Consider the following 15091-nt stretch of genomic DNA (forward strand, 5'->3'; position numbering starts at 1 on the left):
AGAAGCTCGCTCTACGCCAAGCCGCATGACCAGCAATATGGCCGCCCCTTTTTTGCAGAACTTGACGCACACAACCCCGTAGCCTTCATAGAGCGGAGACCCTTGCGAGGGCTTCGGCCGGCGAAGGCCGGAGCGCAGCGGACGTTGAGTCCGTGAGCACCGGAAGCGCAGAAAGACATCGTTTGCAGGCCGGCACCACCTGAATATCGGCACACCCTAGTGCATCAGCGGGCCGCTGGCCCTTCTCCACGCATCGATGCCGCCTTGGATGTGGCGGGCACTCGAAATCCCGACATCCTGCGCCGCCTGCACGGCCATCGCCGAACGCTCGCCGAAGGCGCAGTAGAACAGGATCTGCCGGCTGGTCGATTTCGCCAGCTCATGCAGCATGCCGCCAGGAGCGATGTTCTCCTGCAGCCGCGCGTAGGGCAGATGGATCGCGCCGGGGATGACACCATGGCGTTCCCGTTCGGATTGCTCGCGCAGATCGATCAGCGCCACATCGGGCCGCCCGACCAGCGCCAGCGCCTCCTCGGCTGTCAACGACCAGCCGCGGCTGGCGATGTCGTCCTGATGCAGCCCCACCCGCATGTTGGCCGGCACGGCCACGTCCATCATCTTCGGATTGGACAGCTTCAGATTGTTCATGATGTCGACATACTCGTCGACGGACTTCACCTGTAGGCGCGGGTTGAAGGCCTTTTCCTCGCCGATCGTCGACACGGTCTCGCCCTTGTAGTCATGCGCCGGGAAGATCAGCGTCTCGTCGGGAAGCTTGAGCAGACGACCGAAGATCGACTCGTATTGCAGGCGCGGATCGCCGTTCTGGAAGTCGGTGCGGCCGGTGCCTCGGATGAGCAGCGTATCGCCGGTGAAGACCCGGTCCGGCAGCATGAAGCTGTAGGAATCGTCGGTGTGGCCGGGCGTGTAGATGACGTCGAGCGCCAATCCCTCGATGGCAAGCTTGTCGCCGTCGGCAAGCCGCATCGACACGACGTCGGCCTTGGTCTGCTCGCCCATCACGGTGACGCAATGCGTCTTGTCGCGCAGCGCGCCGAGACCGGTGATGTGGTCGGCATGGAGATGCGTGTCGACCGCCTTCACTAGCCTGAGGTCGAGCTCGTTGACCAGCTGCAGGTAGCGCTCGACCTTCTCCAGCACCGGATCGATGATCAGCGCCTCGCCGCCGCGGCGGCTGGCGAGCAGGTAGGAATAGGTGCCCGAAACGGAATCGAAAAGCTGACGGAAGATCATTTGCATTAACCCGCTGCATTTTGCACCGTCGGGCGACGTCCGCGCGGCCGCGGCAATACCCTACCGCACAGACGTGCCAAACAGGAATGGATTTCGAAAAATATATGCCGGTGCGGATGTTCCTTGCAGCCACGGAGTGACAATCTCCAAACCCGTACGCAGACGCCGGTTCGCGCACTCCGTCAAAAGGCCTTGCTGAGCCTAGCCCTGCCCCGGAGGGTGAAGGCATTGTCGCTCCCGTAGCCGGCTTCGAAGCCGGCGTTCAGGGTCATGCCGGCGCCCACCTCCGCGGCGACGTCCGCGCCGGCAAAGCCGCGCAGCACCGTCTTTCTGCCGCCGCCAGCAAAAGAGATGTCCTGGCCGAGAAGCGTCGCCGACAGGTCGTCGCTGTCTTGCGCTATCGCATCGATCCCGGCGCGAAGCGTGGTTTGCCATTTCTGGCTCCGCGTGCTGACGGGGGCCAAAGCCAGCGCGAGCTGGCCGCGCGCCTCGAGCACGTTGACGTCGCGCCGCGAGACCGCGAGATCGCCGTCCGAACCGGTCTCCGCGTAATCGTTGACGAACAGTCCCACGTAACGCAGCCGAACGCTCGGTATCAGCGTGCCGGTCACGACCGGCAGCCGCGTGCCGAGCGTGACCGACGGGCTGAGGAAGATACCGTTGAAATCGGCCCGCGCCGTTTCTACGCCACCGAGCACCAGGTTGTTCGCGACACGGCCGCGGCTCCGCTCCTCAAGCACGCCCGCAACGAACGTCGCCTCGGCAAAATGCGCGCCTCCGTCGTAGCCCAGATAGCCGCCCGCAAACACGCTGCGATGGACGATCTCCTGCGCATCGTCGTCGACCTCTGTCGATCCGGCAGCGCCTCCCAGAAGCACACCGCCCAGGAAGCCGTCGCCCGAGCGCCTCTCGGCACCGGCGACGACGCCGCCCAGCGTCTCGCTGAATCCGGCCGACGCGCCAGAGCCGCCCTGGGAGCGTGCCGCGCCAAACGTGGAGATCCAGGCGTCCTGACCGCTGTGCGGCGCGAATATCTCGCCGCTTGGATCAGGCATGCGCGCTTCGACGAGGCCAGCTATGCCGTCGGCAAGGTCTTCGATGAGCGGCCCGCTGCTCGCAAACCCGGTGATGTCGACCACCGCCACGCTGTCGCCGCTCGTCACGAACGGCCTGCCGCCGGTCAGGATGGTCTGCGGCAGACCGGATCCGGCGAAGCTCATGACAGCGTTCAGCGCGGGGCCGAAGCTCACGGTGTTGCCGCCGCCGGAGAAAACGATCGGTCCCTGTATGGCCGTCCCGCCCAAAAGATTGAGCGTGGCGCCGGGCGCGCCGAAGAAGATTGCGGCGCTCTGGTCGCTAAGGACGCGGCCGGAATTGGTGATGACGGAATTGCTGCCCAGCGCGGCGATGCCCACTGCGCTCACGCCGTCGACGACGACCGAGCCGGAATTGGTGATCGTAGCATTGCCGAACAGGGTTCCGATACCTGTCGCGCCCGTGCCGGAAACGCGGACGCCGCCGCTGTTGACGATTGCGGCATCGCTGCCGCCGGCGCCAATGCCGATGGAGGCCAAACCGGACACGGTGATCGACCCGGAATTATCCACCCGCAGGCCGTCGTTCTGCCAGATGATCCCGGCAGCGGCGATACCGAAAGCCTCGATCGACCCGCTGTTGGAAACCCTCAGGTCCGGCCCGGCGCCGATGATACCCGCGGCCGCGGTGCCGGCAACGCCGATGAAGCCGTGGTTGTCGATACGCCCGCCGGGCGCGTTGCTGATGATGCCGTATGTAGCGATACCCAGCGCTTCTATCGCGCCATCGTTGACGATGTGCGCGTTGTCGCCCGCCGACAGGATACCGATGGATGCATCGCCTATTGCCAGGATGGTCCCGTCATTGAGGATCCTTGCGTCCGAGCCTTGCGAATCCACATTGATGGCGCCGCCGCCCGACGTTTCAACCAGACCGTGGTTGGTGAACGTCTGGGCCGGGCCGAACATCCGCACCGCATCGACGCCGGCGCCAGATGTTTCGATCGCTCCCGCTGGGCTGACGACGCCGGTTTCGCCGGCGCCGGTCATCGTCTTCTGGCCGGCAGTCGTGTCGTTGCCGACGACAAAACTTTGGGAAAGCGCCGCGCCGCTTCCAAGCGAGACCGCGGCGAGAGCGGACAGCGCGACCGCGCCGGAAAGCCCTCGATGCGACGTCGGTATCACCCCCCTGACGCGTGGGCACGCAACGAAAGGATTCTGCGCTCGACGAACGCGAAAAACAAGCAGGAGGCGGCGCCAAAACTTCTGTTTGGACGCGTGCGAAAAATGCCTACCGCCTGAGCACCGCACTCAGCACGTCCCGGATGCCGATCGCGCCGACGAAGCGCGAGCCTTCGTCGAAGAGTGCCACCGGGGCGGTCTGCGAACGATGCATGGCCAGCATCACCGTCTTCAGCGGCGTGCCGGGATTGGCCCAGAACACCTGCGCCCCTTCCTCGGGCTGGCGCTCGACATCGGCGCAGGACACCCATACCGCCGGCTTCCCGTCGCGTTCGGCCGCCGCCACCAGGCCATGCTCGTCGATCTTGAAGCGCGTCGTCTTGCGCCGGTCGAGCCACACCCAGCCGTCTTCGCCCTGTTCCAGATCGCGGCGGTCGCGCATCACGTTCCACGCCGTCAGCACCGAAAGCGGGTTCACGTTGGCGATGAAGTCGCGGACATAGTCGTTGGCCGGACGCAGCACGATGTCCTCCGGCGCGCCGGTCTGCACGATGCGGCCGCCTTCCATGATGGTGATGTGGCTGCCGATCTTCAGCGCCTCCTCGAGGTCGTGACTGACGAAGATGATGGTCTTCTTCAGCTCTGCCTGAAGCTGCAGGAGCTCGTCCTGCAGCTTGGTGCGGATCAGCGGGTCGAGCGCCGAGAACGGCTCGTCCATCAGCAGGATCGGCGCCTCGGTGGCGAAGGCACGCGCCAGGCCGACGCGCTGCTGCATGCCGCCCGAAAGCTCATGCGCGTATTTCTTCGACCATTGGTCGAGATGGACGAGTTGCAGCTGTTTCTGGACCCGCGCCTTGCGCTCGGCATCGGGCACGCCGGCAAGCTCGAGCCCGAAGCCGACATTTTCCTCGACGGTGCGCCACGGCAGCAGGCCAAACTGCTGGAACACCATCGCCACCTGCTTCTGGCGCAGCCGCCGCAAGGTCGCTTCGTCGCAGGTCACGACATCGACGGTGCGGTCGCCGTCATTGACCAGCACCTGTCCCCGCGACACGACGTTGAGCCGGTTGACGGCTCTGAGCAGCGTCGACTTGCCGGAGCCCGACAGGCCCATCAATACGGAAATCTCGCCTTCATTCACCGTGAGGTTGGCCCCGGCGCAGCCCAGCACGTTGCCGGTCTTCTCAAGGATCTCGGCGCGGGTGGCGCCTTTGTCGATCAGCGCAAGCGAACCGGCCTGATCGGCGCCGAAGACGATATCGACATTCCTGAAGTCAACCGCGACGGTCATTTCTTGCCTCCCACGCCGATGCGCGTCATCCGGTCGAGCACGATGGCGAGCACGACGATTGCGAGGCCGGCCTCAAGTCCGAGGTCGATGCGGCGGGAACCGAGCGCGCGGTTGATTTCGGTGCCGAGGCCGCCGGCGCCGATGAGCGCCGCGAACACCACCATCGACAGCGACAGCATGATCGATTGCGTCAGCCCCGCCATGATCGTCGGCAGCGCCGACGGCAGCTCCACCTTCCATAGGAGTTGGCGTTTGGTGGCACCAAACGCCTCACCTGCCTCGATGATCGCCGTGGGCACCGAAACCACGCCGAGATGGGTAAGTCGTACTGCGGTCGGGATGACGAAGATGATGGTGACGATCAGGCCGGGTGCGTTGCCGAGCCCGAACAGCGTCAGAACCGGGATCAGGTAGACGAAGGTCGGCAGCGTCTGCATCAGGTCGAGCACCGGCAGCATGACGCGGTAGACCTTCGGCTTGTGCGCGGCCCAGATGCCGAGCGGCACGCCGATGGCCATGGCCATGGCGGCGGCGGCGACCACCAGCACCAGCGTCTGCACCGTCTGTTTCCAGAGGTTCTGGTTGATGATGAAGATCAGGCCGATGAAGACGCCGATGGCGAGCGGCCGCGAGCGCTGCAACAGCCAAGCGACGATGGCGATGACCAGCGCCAGCAGCACCGGCGGCACCATCAGCAGGAGGTCCACCGCCCCGTCGAGGATGAAATTCAGGCCGTTTGAGAACGCCCGAAAGAAGGTATCGAAATTGTCGGTGAGGAAGCCGAAGAAGGCCTTGCCCCATGGCCCGATCGGGATTTTGTGGTCGGTAAGGAATTTCGATATCGGATCCATCTTCCCCTCTCGGTTTCGCCGCACTTGTCGTGCGGTCATTGTCTCGCAGCTTAATGCATGTCACCCAAAAGCGTGCGGCGGTTTGGGAAAATGACATGCGCAAAAACAGAGACTTAAAGCGCGTCGCTTGAACCCGTTTCAGCGCGGCGCTTTAAGAAAAAGGGCAGCCTTTTCCAATGGCTGCCCTTTTTCGGAGATCATGCCGGACTCAAAGCCGACTCAGCTCCCGAGCGCGGTCTTGATAGCCGCGGCGGCATCGCCGCCGTCGAAGGTGGTGACGCCGGCAATCCAGGGAGTGATCGCGTCCGGATGCTTCTTCAGCCAGTCGGTCGCGACCGTCTGGGCGTCGCCGCCCTTGAGGATCGCATCCATCATCTCGCCTTCCATGTCGAGATTGAACTTCAGGTTGGCGATGAACTTGCCGGCATTCGGGCACTCGGTGGTGTAGCCCTTGCGCACATTGGTGTAGACGGTAGCGGCGCCGAAGCCGCTGTCGCCCATGCCGTCGAGATAGGTGATCTTCATGGCGCCCATCACCGGATGCGGCGTCCAGCCGAGGAAGGCGATCCACTCATTGTTCTTCATCGACTGCTCGGCCTGCGTCAGCATGCCGGCCTCCGACGATTCGACCAGCTCGAAGCCGGCGAGGTTGTCGGCCGGGTTCTTGATCATGTCGAGGATGATGCGGTTGCCGTCATTGCCGGCCTCGATGCCGTAGATCTTGCCGTTGAACTTGTCCTTGAACTTGCCGAGATCGGTGAGCGTCTTGACGCCGGCGTCGGCGACATAGGTCGGCACGACGATGCCGTAGCCGGCGCCGGTCAGGTTGGTGCTGATCGTCTCGACCGAGCCGTCGGCGGTGTAGTCCTTGATGTCGTTGGTCATCGACGGCATCCAATTGCCGAGGAAGACGTCGAGGTCCTTGTTCTTCAACGAAGCCATGGTCACCGGCACCGAAAGCTGGATCACCTGCGCCTCGTAGCCGAGCGCGGTGAGCAGCACCGAGGCCAGCCCCGTGGTCGCCTGAATGTCGGTCCAGCCGACATCGGACAGGCGCACGGCCTTGCAGCTTGCCGGGTCGCCGGCATAGGCGGCGGTCGTGGACAGAAGCGCCGCCAGACCGAGGCCGGCGACGAAAGATTTCATACGCGACATTAACTTTCTCCCATTGCAATTCGAGGCGGCCCGAAGTCACGGTTCTTGCGACCGCCTTGTTTCGTCAGCCAAACACCATTTTGAAGTGGTTTCAAGCGGGGCCACATCACGATGAACGGCGCGCGCTGGCCATTCAGCGACATGCAGCGTCTTTTCCAAAGCAAGCGCTTTTTTGGTGGAAGGAGCCGGCGCCCCCTTCCCCGCATTGCGACAAGTGGGCTTAAAGACCCACATGGCAAAGCTCTACTTCAACTACGCAACGATGAATGCCGGCAAGACGACGATGCTCCTGCAGGCGTCCTACAACTATCGCGAACGCGGCATGACGACGATGCTTTTCGTCGCCGGCCATTATCGCAAGGGCGACAAGGGGCTGATCTCGTCGCGCATCGGCCTTGAGACCGAGGCCGAGATGTTCCGCGACGGCGACGATCTCTATGCCCGCGTTGCCGAGCATCACGAGCATACGACCGTGCATTGCATCTTCGTCGACGAGGCGCAGTTTCTCGAGGAGGAGCAGGTCTGGCAGCTCGCCCGCATCGCCGACCGGCTGAACATCCCTGTCATGTGCTACGGCCTGCGTACCGATTTCCAGGGCAAACTGTTTCCCGGTTCTCGCGCGCTGCTTGCCATCGCCGACGACCTGCGCGAAGTGCGCACCATCTGCCGCTGCGGCCGCAAGGCGACGATGGTGGTACGCCTCGGTCCCGACGGCAAGGTGGCGAGGCAGGGCGAGCAGGTGGCGATCGGCAAGGACGTCTATGTCTCGCTCTGCCGCCGGCACTGGGAAGAGGAAATGGGCAGGGCCGCGCCAGACGACTTCATAGGCTTCGCCCGCAACTGAAACGGAGAGCCTGTCGACGGTCGGAACCGGTTGCCACCCCTTGCCTATCTCAGGGCCGGCCCGAAGCCCTGACCGGCATTCCAAGAGGCGCCGTCCGGCGATAGACCGGCCGACGATCGAATGATCTGCCGCGACTTGCCGCAAGAGTTTGGCCCGCTGCTCCATCCGATGCCGGTCGCCGCAAAAACAAGAGCTTAAGGCATATAAGCTGAAGCTGCCTGAAGGTCAGGCGCATTACTCGCGGTTGGCATGCTTGCCTTGTCTTTCAAGGGCCTGACCAATTCTTTTGTTTTGACGCCTCTGCTTGGCTTCCTTCTTTCAATCTCGGGAGGCCCCACATATATTCGCCGCCACGTGCGACGAAACCGGATGCCGATGCGGGAGGCCCCTATGGCGACATTGCAGAATTTCGATGCCGAAATTGCCAAGACCAAGCAGGTCGTTGAGGACATGCGCACCAAGATCGAGCAGTCCGGGAGCGTGCTCGACACGCTCGCCCAGGCCGACAAGAAGATAGGCGACGCCAATTTCGACATCGAGAACGCCCGCATCGAGGACGTGCTCAAGCAGCAGAAGGTCATGGAAGGCAACATTGCCGACCTGATCATCGGGCTTGAGGACGCCACCAACGTCTTCGGCGCCGAATTCGAGAGCATGAAGAACTACACCGGCTGGGAAAACTTCGTCGGTGTGTTCTCCGCGCAGCGCAAGCAGCGCATGCGCACCGACCGCGTGCGCAACATGTCGCTCGCCGGCAATCTGCAGGAACTGCTGGCGAAATCCGACACCATCGTCGGCATCCTGAAAGCCCAGAAGCAGATCCTCGACCAGCGCTACAAGACCTCCGAAACCAGCCTGTCGCAGGTGATCGAGCGCCGCAAGACCACGATGGCCAATCTCGAGGCGGTGCAGAAGCGCATCGAGGAGCTCAACCCGATGCTGCTCGACATCGAGAACAAGATCGCCGCCTCAACGACCCAGAAGGAGCGCACCGAGCTCGAGGGCGAGCGCTCGAAGATGGCGACCGAATACAACGAGAAGCAGGCCAAGGAGCAGGAGCTGCTCGCCGAAAGCCAGACGCTGGAACGCTATACCTCGATGTTCCAGACATTCGTGGACTCCCTCAACAACCAGATCGCCGCGCAGTCGACGCTGATCAACAAGCTCACCATCGACACCGAGCAGCGCATCGTCCTTTACAAAGCGCTGGAAGACTCGCTGAAGACGGCAGCCCAGCAGGACGTCGCCCACAAGATCAACACGCTGGGCAGCCAGGTCGACAACACGGCGGAAGAGACGATGGCCGGCATCGGCGCCGCCTCGCAGAAGCATATCGGCGATCTGCTCGAGATGCATGAGAAGAACATGGTGGCGAGCGCCGACATCCAGCGCCGCAAGAAGCTCGCCGACGATGCCTTCGCCCGCCGCTTCGACGAGGTGATGAAGAAGCACAACGCCGCCAATTACGTGCAGCAGTAGGCGACGTGTCGGCATTCTTCTCCAGGGCAGCGCCATGACCCCCGAAAACGAAGCTGCGGCGCGCTACTTCTCCGCCATCACGGCGGCGCTGAGCGGGCTGGAAGTTTTCATGCGCGACGATCGCTCGCCGCTCTACCGGCACGGCATCGTCGCCAACATCGTCGCCGAATACATCGCCCGGCTGGACAAGTCCTTTGCCTGCTGGCGCAACCGGCTGGGCTTCATGGACACCTTCCGCATATCGCGCGCCGACAGCGGCTACCCGGTGTTCCAGAACCTGCTCGAACTGGAGAACGACCGCCGCCAGGCGGACAGCCGCCTGGCCAACATCCCGCAGGCGGACGAATTGCGTGAGGAGATGGCCGACTTCATCCTGCGCCACAAGGAGTTTCCCGCCGCGCTGCAGAAGTCGATGGCCGAGCGGCTTTATCTGGAAGACGTCAGGAGCGAGGCGACCTTCGGCCCCTTCATCCTGGCACAGACGGCGAAGGTCTCGGTCAATCCGAAGACCATGCGGCCTTATTATCTCGTCCATTGGGCATCGTTCGACGGCAGCGCCAACCTGCCGCTCGTCTATATGGTGACGGTAGAGGACTCCTCCGAAAGCATGGTGCGCCAGCTGGTAGACGGCAACGGCAAGCTCAACGAGCGGGTCGACATTCCGCTTCCCGTCGACGGCCTGCTCAATCCCGAGCTTGCCCACCGCTTCGACGATTTCACCGAGAAGAATTCGGCCTACACGCTGTCGCCGGCGACGATCGCCGTCAATCTCGACAAGGATTTCGAGCCGCTGCACCCGAAGCAGCTGCGGCGCGTCGTGCTTGGACCTTTCTATTCGGCCGGGATTACCGAGAACAATTCGACGGTGACGGAGGTCCTGGCCAAGGTGCGCAAGCCCGAAAACGCCTGGCTGCTCACCTGGACCATCCAGGAGGTCTTTTCCAAGGGCGAGAAGCCCGGCCGCAAGGGCCTGTTCTCCAGCGAGAAGACGACGCAGGAATTCTTCATCAACACCGACGACCTCGAAGCCGCGCGCCAGGGCGTGTCGAGCTACGAGAACCACGCGCTGATCCCGCACGAGGCCTATCAGGCGCTGTACGCCGCCGGCGAGGCGCAGAAGATCTTTTCCGGCTACAAGGTCCACATCCTGTCGAACGGACAGGTCATCAGCGACGTCTGATTTCAACCGCGGAGCATCCTTCATGGACACCGGGCTGACCACGATCTCGGAAGCGGCAATCGAACGGCACCGCGCTACCGCGCAGAGCTTCATCACCCGCATCGTCGTGCTGGAGGACCCCGCGCGCGAATCCGGCACCGCGCTCGCCGGCACCAACCGGCGCTTCGTCTCGACCGTATCGGTCGGCTCGGTGCGGCGCACGCGCGAAGTCGAGCTGTCGAAGACGGTTGCCGCAATTCATCCCGACGACCAGTTGATGAGCATCCCGCAGCACACGCTTCTGTTCCGCGCCCGCCGCGGCCTGGCCGTCGCGCTGGCCATATCGGATGTCTTCGCCGAGGGTTCCGATCTCGAAAGCCTGCAGGCGAAGAACGCCCGGGCGCCGCTCGAAGGCGACGAGGCTGCGAGGTTCAAGAGACTGTTGTCGGCCGCGGCCTATGTTTCGGCCTTCGGCTTCGCCTCCTACCTGTTCCAGCTGATCGACAGTGACGGCGAGGCGCCGAACGATAGTCCCGAACCCGACTTCCTCTTCGACACGCCGCAGGATGCGGTGAAGTCTATCGTGGCCGGGCTCGACAAGGCGATTGCCGGTTCGAAGGACGACGCCGACCTGATGACGCGGGCGCGTGCCTTTGCCCGCGTCGCCATCGATGGGCTGCTCGCGCGCAAAGGGCGCTTCGACGGCATCGGCCCGTTCGAGAATGCGCATATTCGCATCGACGTCGACGACTTCACCCTCGACGGCTTCGACGTGGCGCCCGGCAAGCGTTTAAAGCCGCTGCTGATGACCTTCAAGAAACCGGAAGAAGTCGTCGGCAACCACATCGCCAAATTCCAGTCGGTCAGGCTGGCCAAGATGCTGATGGCCTATGATTTCGAGCGCGAGTTGAACCCTTTCGTCGAGCTCGGCGGCTTCCTGTTCACCTTCATCGGCGACGGCGCGCCCGGTACCGGCAAGACGACATTGATCCAGATGATCGCCGGTCTCGTCAACGGCTACTGCCAGGTCGCCGGCTATCCCTTCGTCTACGAGAATTTCGGGGTCGACCAGATTTCGTCCTATCAGGGCAAGTCGGGCCAGAACTGTCGCCAGTTCATCAACAACGTGCTCAATCCGCGAACCATCGGCTTCGGCACCATCGACGACATCGACCAAGTGGCGGCGCGCCGCTCCGACGACCGCGCGTCCGCCGGCCAGCAGGAAATCACCGGCGTCTTGATGGACGCCTTTGCCGGTGCTTCCACCGTGGTGCGCGGCAACTGCTCCTTCGGCATGTTTTCCAACTATCCCGAGAATGTCGACGATGCGCTGCGCCAGCGCGCCGGCGCCCGCTGGCTGGTCGACGGCCCGCAGACCCGCGACGACTACATCGACATCTTCGTGCTGCTTGCCGGCAAGAACCACAAGATCCCGCTGGGCGACCACGAGCTCTACGCGGCGCAGGAGATCCAGCGTGCCGTGGCCGAGGCCTATGAGGAGCACGAGAAGCCGCAGGAAGACGGGCTGATGAAGGTCTATGAACGCTACATGAAGGAAAACGGCGCACCGAAAACCATGGCCGACATCGGCACCTATCTGCACATGATCAAGGACGCCGAGCCGCGCTTCACCGGCCGCGCCATCAAGAACGTCACCGACGCCATAAAAATGCGCGCCATGGACATCGAGCTGCCGGACGACTGGTTCGAGAAGCCGGAAGCCTTTATGCACAAGAGCTACGACGACAAGAAGGCGATGATCGAGGAACTGCGCGGCCCGTTCTCGATGGAGATGGTCATGCAGGAGATCAACCGCTACGCCGATTCCGAATTCCGCTATTCCGACAAGTCCGACGACGCCGCGGTGGAGAAGCTCCTGCGCGACGCGCGGCTGCGCGAGCGCGCGGCACGCGAGATGGAGGAACTGAAGAAGAAGGGGCTGTGGAATGCGTGAGTTGCGCCAACACCCCCTTCTCCCCTTGTGGGAGAAGGTGTCGCCGAAGGCGACGAATGAGGGGTGCTCCAGCTTGGCGCCGCCGGCACTCCGGCCAACACCCCTCATCTGTCTCGGCGCTACGCGCCGATCCACCTTCTCCCACAAGGGGAGAAGGGAAGTCCGCGCCCCTCATCCGCCTTTCGGGCACCTTCTCCCCGTGAACGGGGAGAAGGATAGGTGAAGAAAAAACCCGACCTGCTGCGCGACAACGAGCTGATCTACGGCAGGCTGCTCGCCGTCGACGAGCCGCATCTCGTCCAGCGCTACAACAAGGCGCTCGTCGCCTTCGGCCTCGATCCCACCAAGCTGACAAGCTTCCAGATCGACCGCACCGGCTTCTCGCCCGAGGTGGCCGAAGAATGCGGCGACTACGACTATCTAGATCCCAACGAGGTCAACCGCCGCTTCATCATCCTGACGCCGTCGCAGATCGACCTGCCGGTAGTGCACACCGCCTTTTCCAACACCTCGCAGCTGATGTTCGAATTCATGTCCAAGAACCAGCGCGCCATCGACGCTCTGACCATCAAGGACGTCATCTACGGCGAGATCGAGGACTCCGTTCCCAAGGTCAACGACATCGAGGATCTGCTTTCGATCAACCAGGTCGAGTTCAAGGTGCTGTCGGCCGAGGACGTGCTGGGCAAGGCGGCCGAGCTCGGCAAGCTCGTCGACCGGCTGAAACAGGAGCCCGACGCCTGGCGCGACAACGCCATGCTCGAGCGCATGGTCGATCTCGCCAAGATCTGCGGCGACATCCGCGAGAACGCGCTTGTCCCCGACCAGGTGATCTTCCGCCACAATGCCTACTGGACGAGCCATTTCGGCGGGCTCTATGTCTTTGTCGATCCTGATATGACGACGGTGATCTGCGACCCGGCAGCACCGGGCTTCCGCCGCTCGCGGCCGTGGCAAGTGAGCTATCTGTCGATCAACGACGCCGACAAGGTGTTCCGTTTCCTCGCCGCCACCGGCCGCCTTGACTTGCCGCGCGCCTCCTGGATCGAGGCCTCGGGCTATCTCGAGCATCGCGCCGAGATGGTGGTGCGGGCGCTGATCCGCGACGCCGAGCCCAACCGCAACCTGACGGATGTAGACAAGGTCTGGCTGCAGACCTGGATCCACGGCCATGCCGACCTGATTGCCAGCGACGGCAACTTCCCGTTCCTCAACGCCGCCAAGCGCGAGATCGCCCAGTTCGGCCATCTCAAGGTCGAGGACGTTCCGCCGCGCCAGCGCTTCCTGGTCGTGCGCGCCAGGCCCGATCATCCCGATGCCTGGCTCATCAACCAGCTGATCTCGGATTTCGTGCCGCAGGACTTCGTCTCGCGCTACGTCTTCAACAAACCGGGCTTTTACAAGGACTTCGACGGCTTCAGCGACGCCTGGCGATCGCATGTTGTGGACGTTCTGAAAACCACATATTTGAAGGACAAGGCGGCGTTCCGCGCGCGCCTTTACGGCTTGACTGACTGAGGGGGTGACGAGAGCCATGCTTGATCCGATCGTGAATTTCTTCACCCGGATTTTCCAATGGATCGGCCGCGGCATCGGCTTCGTCGTCGGCATCATCCTGTGGCCGTTCATGTGGGTCGGCCGCTGGTACGGGCAGCGCGGCTGGATCCTGAAGGCGGTGGTGGGCCTCGCTATCCTGGTGCTGATCGGCCTTTACGCCAATTTCTTCTATGCCACTCAGTGGTGGAACAATTTCGAGCCAAACTATCCCGACAAATACACCTTCGAGACGCGCAACGTGTCGGCCGGCGAGCAGGTTTCGGCCGGCGCCGGCACCGACACGGCCAAGACCTGCGGCAACTCGGCGATCGCCCAGGTGGCGGCCGATCTTACCGACTTCAACGTCAACCAGAATGCCTGGATCTCGTCGATGATCCTCTACAAGCTCGGCTTGTTCGGCATCGACTGGGACCACACGCCATGGATGGACAACAAGGCCTCTTTCCAGCGTGGCATCAACCAGGCGGTGCGGCGCACCGCGACCGAGCTTGCCGACAATCTCGGACGCGTGCGCACGACCTCGCAGATCGACAGCGACCTGCAAGACGCGCGCGGCAATCTGCAATTCGACGAATACACATGGTATTTCGGCTTGAACCCGTTCGGCCCGAAGACGCCGACGCCGAGCTATTATCGCGACGCGGTGCGCAAGCTGCGCTCCTTCAATGCGCGGCTGGCCACCTGCCAGGCGACGTTTGACGCCCGCGCCGACAATCTGAAGCAATATATCGACCGTATCGCCAGCGACATCGGCTCGACCTCGGCGATCCTCAAGGAGCGCGCCGAGAACCACAATGACGGCTGGTTCGACTTCCGCGCCGACGATCGCTTCTGGTTCGCCTACGGCCAGCTCTATGCTTATTACGGGCTGATGAAGGGCGCTCAGGCAGACTTCGAGGGCGTGATCAAGGAAAAGCACCTGCAGAACCTGTGGGACACGATGGACGCGCAGTTCGTCTCGGCGCTGCGCATCCAGCCCTTCATCATCGCCAATGGACGCGAGGACGGCTGGCTCCTGCCGACGCATCTGACGACCATGGGCTTCTATATCCTGCGCGTGCGCTCCAACATGGTCGAGATCAGCAACGTGCTGACCCAATAGCCTGACCAGCAGACAGTTGAGGCTGGCGGATTTGCGCCGTCGCCTCTGTCGCTTTTCGCGTATTGCACGGCTGTTTTGAGACGGCGGAGCGGCACCTGCTCTGGCTTCTATACGGCGCAACGACCGGGCGCCGAAGACGCCGGCAAGGTCGGCCCGGGAACAGTGAACTTTCTTCACAGGAAATATAGTTGCATGAAAGTTGACGCCGTGACAGCGACAGGGTTAGAAC

At 63.0% G+C, this 15091-nt stretch carries 11 protein-coding genes; 6 read left to right on the top strand and 5 right to left on the bottom strand.

The annotated features are described in order from the left end of the window. Window positions 1-216: 216 nt before the first annotated feature. The 5 genes from P9236_RS09425 to choX form a co-directional block, all read right to left on the bottom strand. Window positions 217-1254 carry an MBL fold metallo-hydrolase gene (locus tag P9236_RS09425; RefSeq protein WP_278074347.1) on the bottom strand — a complete coding sequence of 346 codons (1038 nt, stop codon included), beginning with the start codon at window positions 1252-1254 and terminating at the stop codon, window positions 217-219. A 182-nt stretch (window positions 1255-1436) separates the two neighbouring features. Then, window positions 1437-3473, bottom strand: coding sequence for an autotransporter outer membrane beta-barrel domain-containing protein (locus P9236_RS09430; RefSeq protein ID WP_278074348.1), 2037 nt, complete (start codon window positions 3471-3473; stop codon window positions 1437-1439). Between the two features lie 106 nt (window positions 3474-3579). Further along, window positions 3580-4761 (bottom strand): choline ABC transporter ATP-binding protein, encoded by a 1182-nt coding sequence (choV, locus tag P9236_RS09435; RefSeq protein WP_278074349.1) that lies wholly within the window; start codon window positions 4759-4761, stop codon window positions 3580-3582. Beyond that, window positions 4758-5612: a choline ABC transporter permease subunit gene (gene choW / locus P9236_RS09440; protein WP_278074350.1), complete on the bottom strand. Its 855-nt coding sequence runs from the start codon at window positions 5610-5612 to the stop codon at window positions 4758-4760. The genes choV and choW overlap by 4 nt, the downstream gene beginning before the upstream one ends. Window positions 5613-5831: 219 nt before the next feature. Continuing rightward, a complete protein-coding gene (gene choX / locus P9236_RS09445) occupies window positions 5832-6767 on the bottom strand; it encodes a choline ABC transporter substrate-binding protein (protein WP_278074352.1) in 936 nt (311 codons plus the stop codon). Window positions 6768-6999: 232 nt separating this feature from the next. Here choX and P9236_RS09450 point away from each other — a divergent pair, with 232 nt between their 5' ends. From P9236_RS09450 to P9236_RS09475, 6 genes are all read left to right on the top strand, one after another. Beyond that, window positions 7000-7611 carry a thymidine kinase gene (locus tag P9236_RS09450; RefSeq protein WP_278074353.1) on the top strand — a complete coding sequence of 204 codons (612 nt, stop codon included), beginning with the start codon at window positions 7000-7002 and terminating at the stop codon, window positions 7609-7611. 390 nt (window positions 7612-8001) lie between these two features. After that, a complete protein-coding gene (locus P9236_RS09455) occupies window positions 8002-9090 on the top strand; it encodes a hypothetical protein (RefSeq protein WP_278074354.1) in 1089 nt (362 codons plus the stop codon). Between the two features lie 34 nt (window positions 9091-9124). Beyond that, the gene (locus tag P9236_RS09460) at window positions 9125-10270 is read left to right on the top strand and encodes a hypothetical protein (protein ID WP_278074355.1); all 1146 of its coding nucleotides are present in this window, start codon (window positions 9125-9127) and stop codon (window positions 10268-10270) included. Window positions 10271-10292: 22 nt separating this feature from the next. After that, entirely contained in the window at window positions 10293-12203 is a 1911-nt protein-coding gene (locus P9236_RS09465) for an ATP-binding protein (RefSeq protein ID WP_278074356.1), read from the top strand. Between the two features lie 219 nt (window positions 12204-12422). After that, entirely contained in the window at window positions 12423-13721 is a 1299-nt protein-coding gene (locus tag P9236_RS09470) for a DUF6638 family protein (protein WP_278074357.1), read from the top strand. 16 nt (window positions 13722-13737) lie between these two features. Continuing rightward, window positions 13738-14862, top strand: coding sequence for a DUF2333 family protein (locus P9236_RS09475; RefSeq protein ID WP_278074358.1), 1125 nt, complete (start codon window positions 13738-13740; stop codon window positions 14860-14862). Window positions 14863-15091 lie beyond the last annotated feature (229 nt).

Source organism: Mesorhizobium sp. WSM4884 (genome assembly GCF_029625675.1).
In the GTDB taxonomy this organism is placed as follows: Bacteria; Pseudomonadota; Alphaproteobacteria; order Rhizobiales; family Rhizobiaceae; genus Mesorhizobium.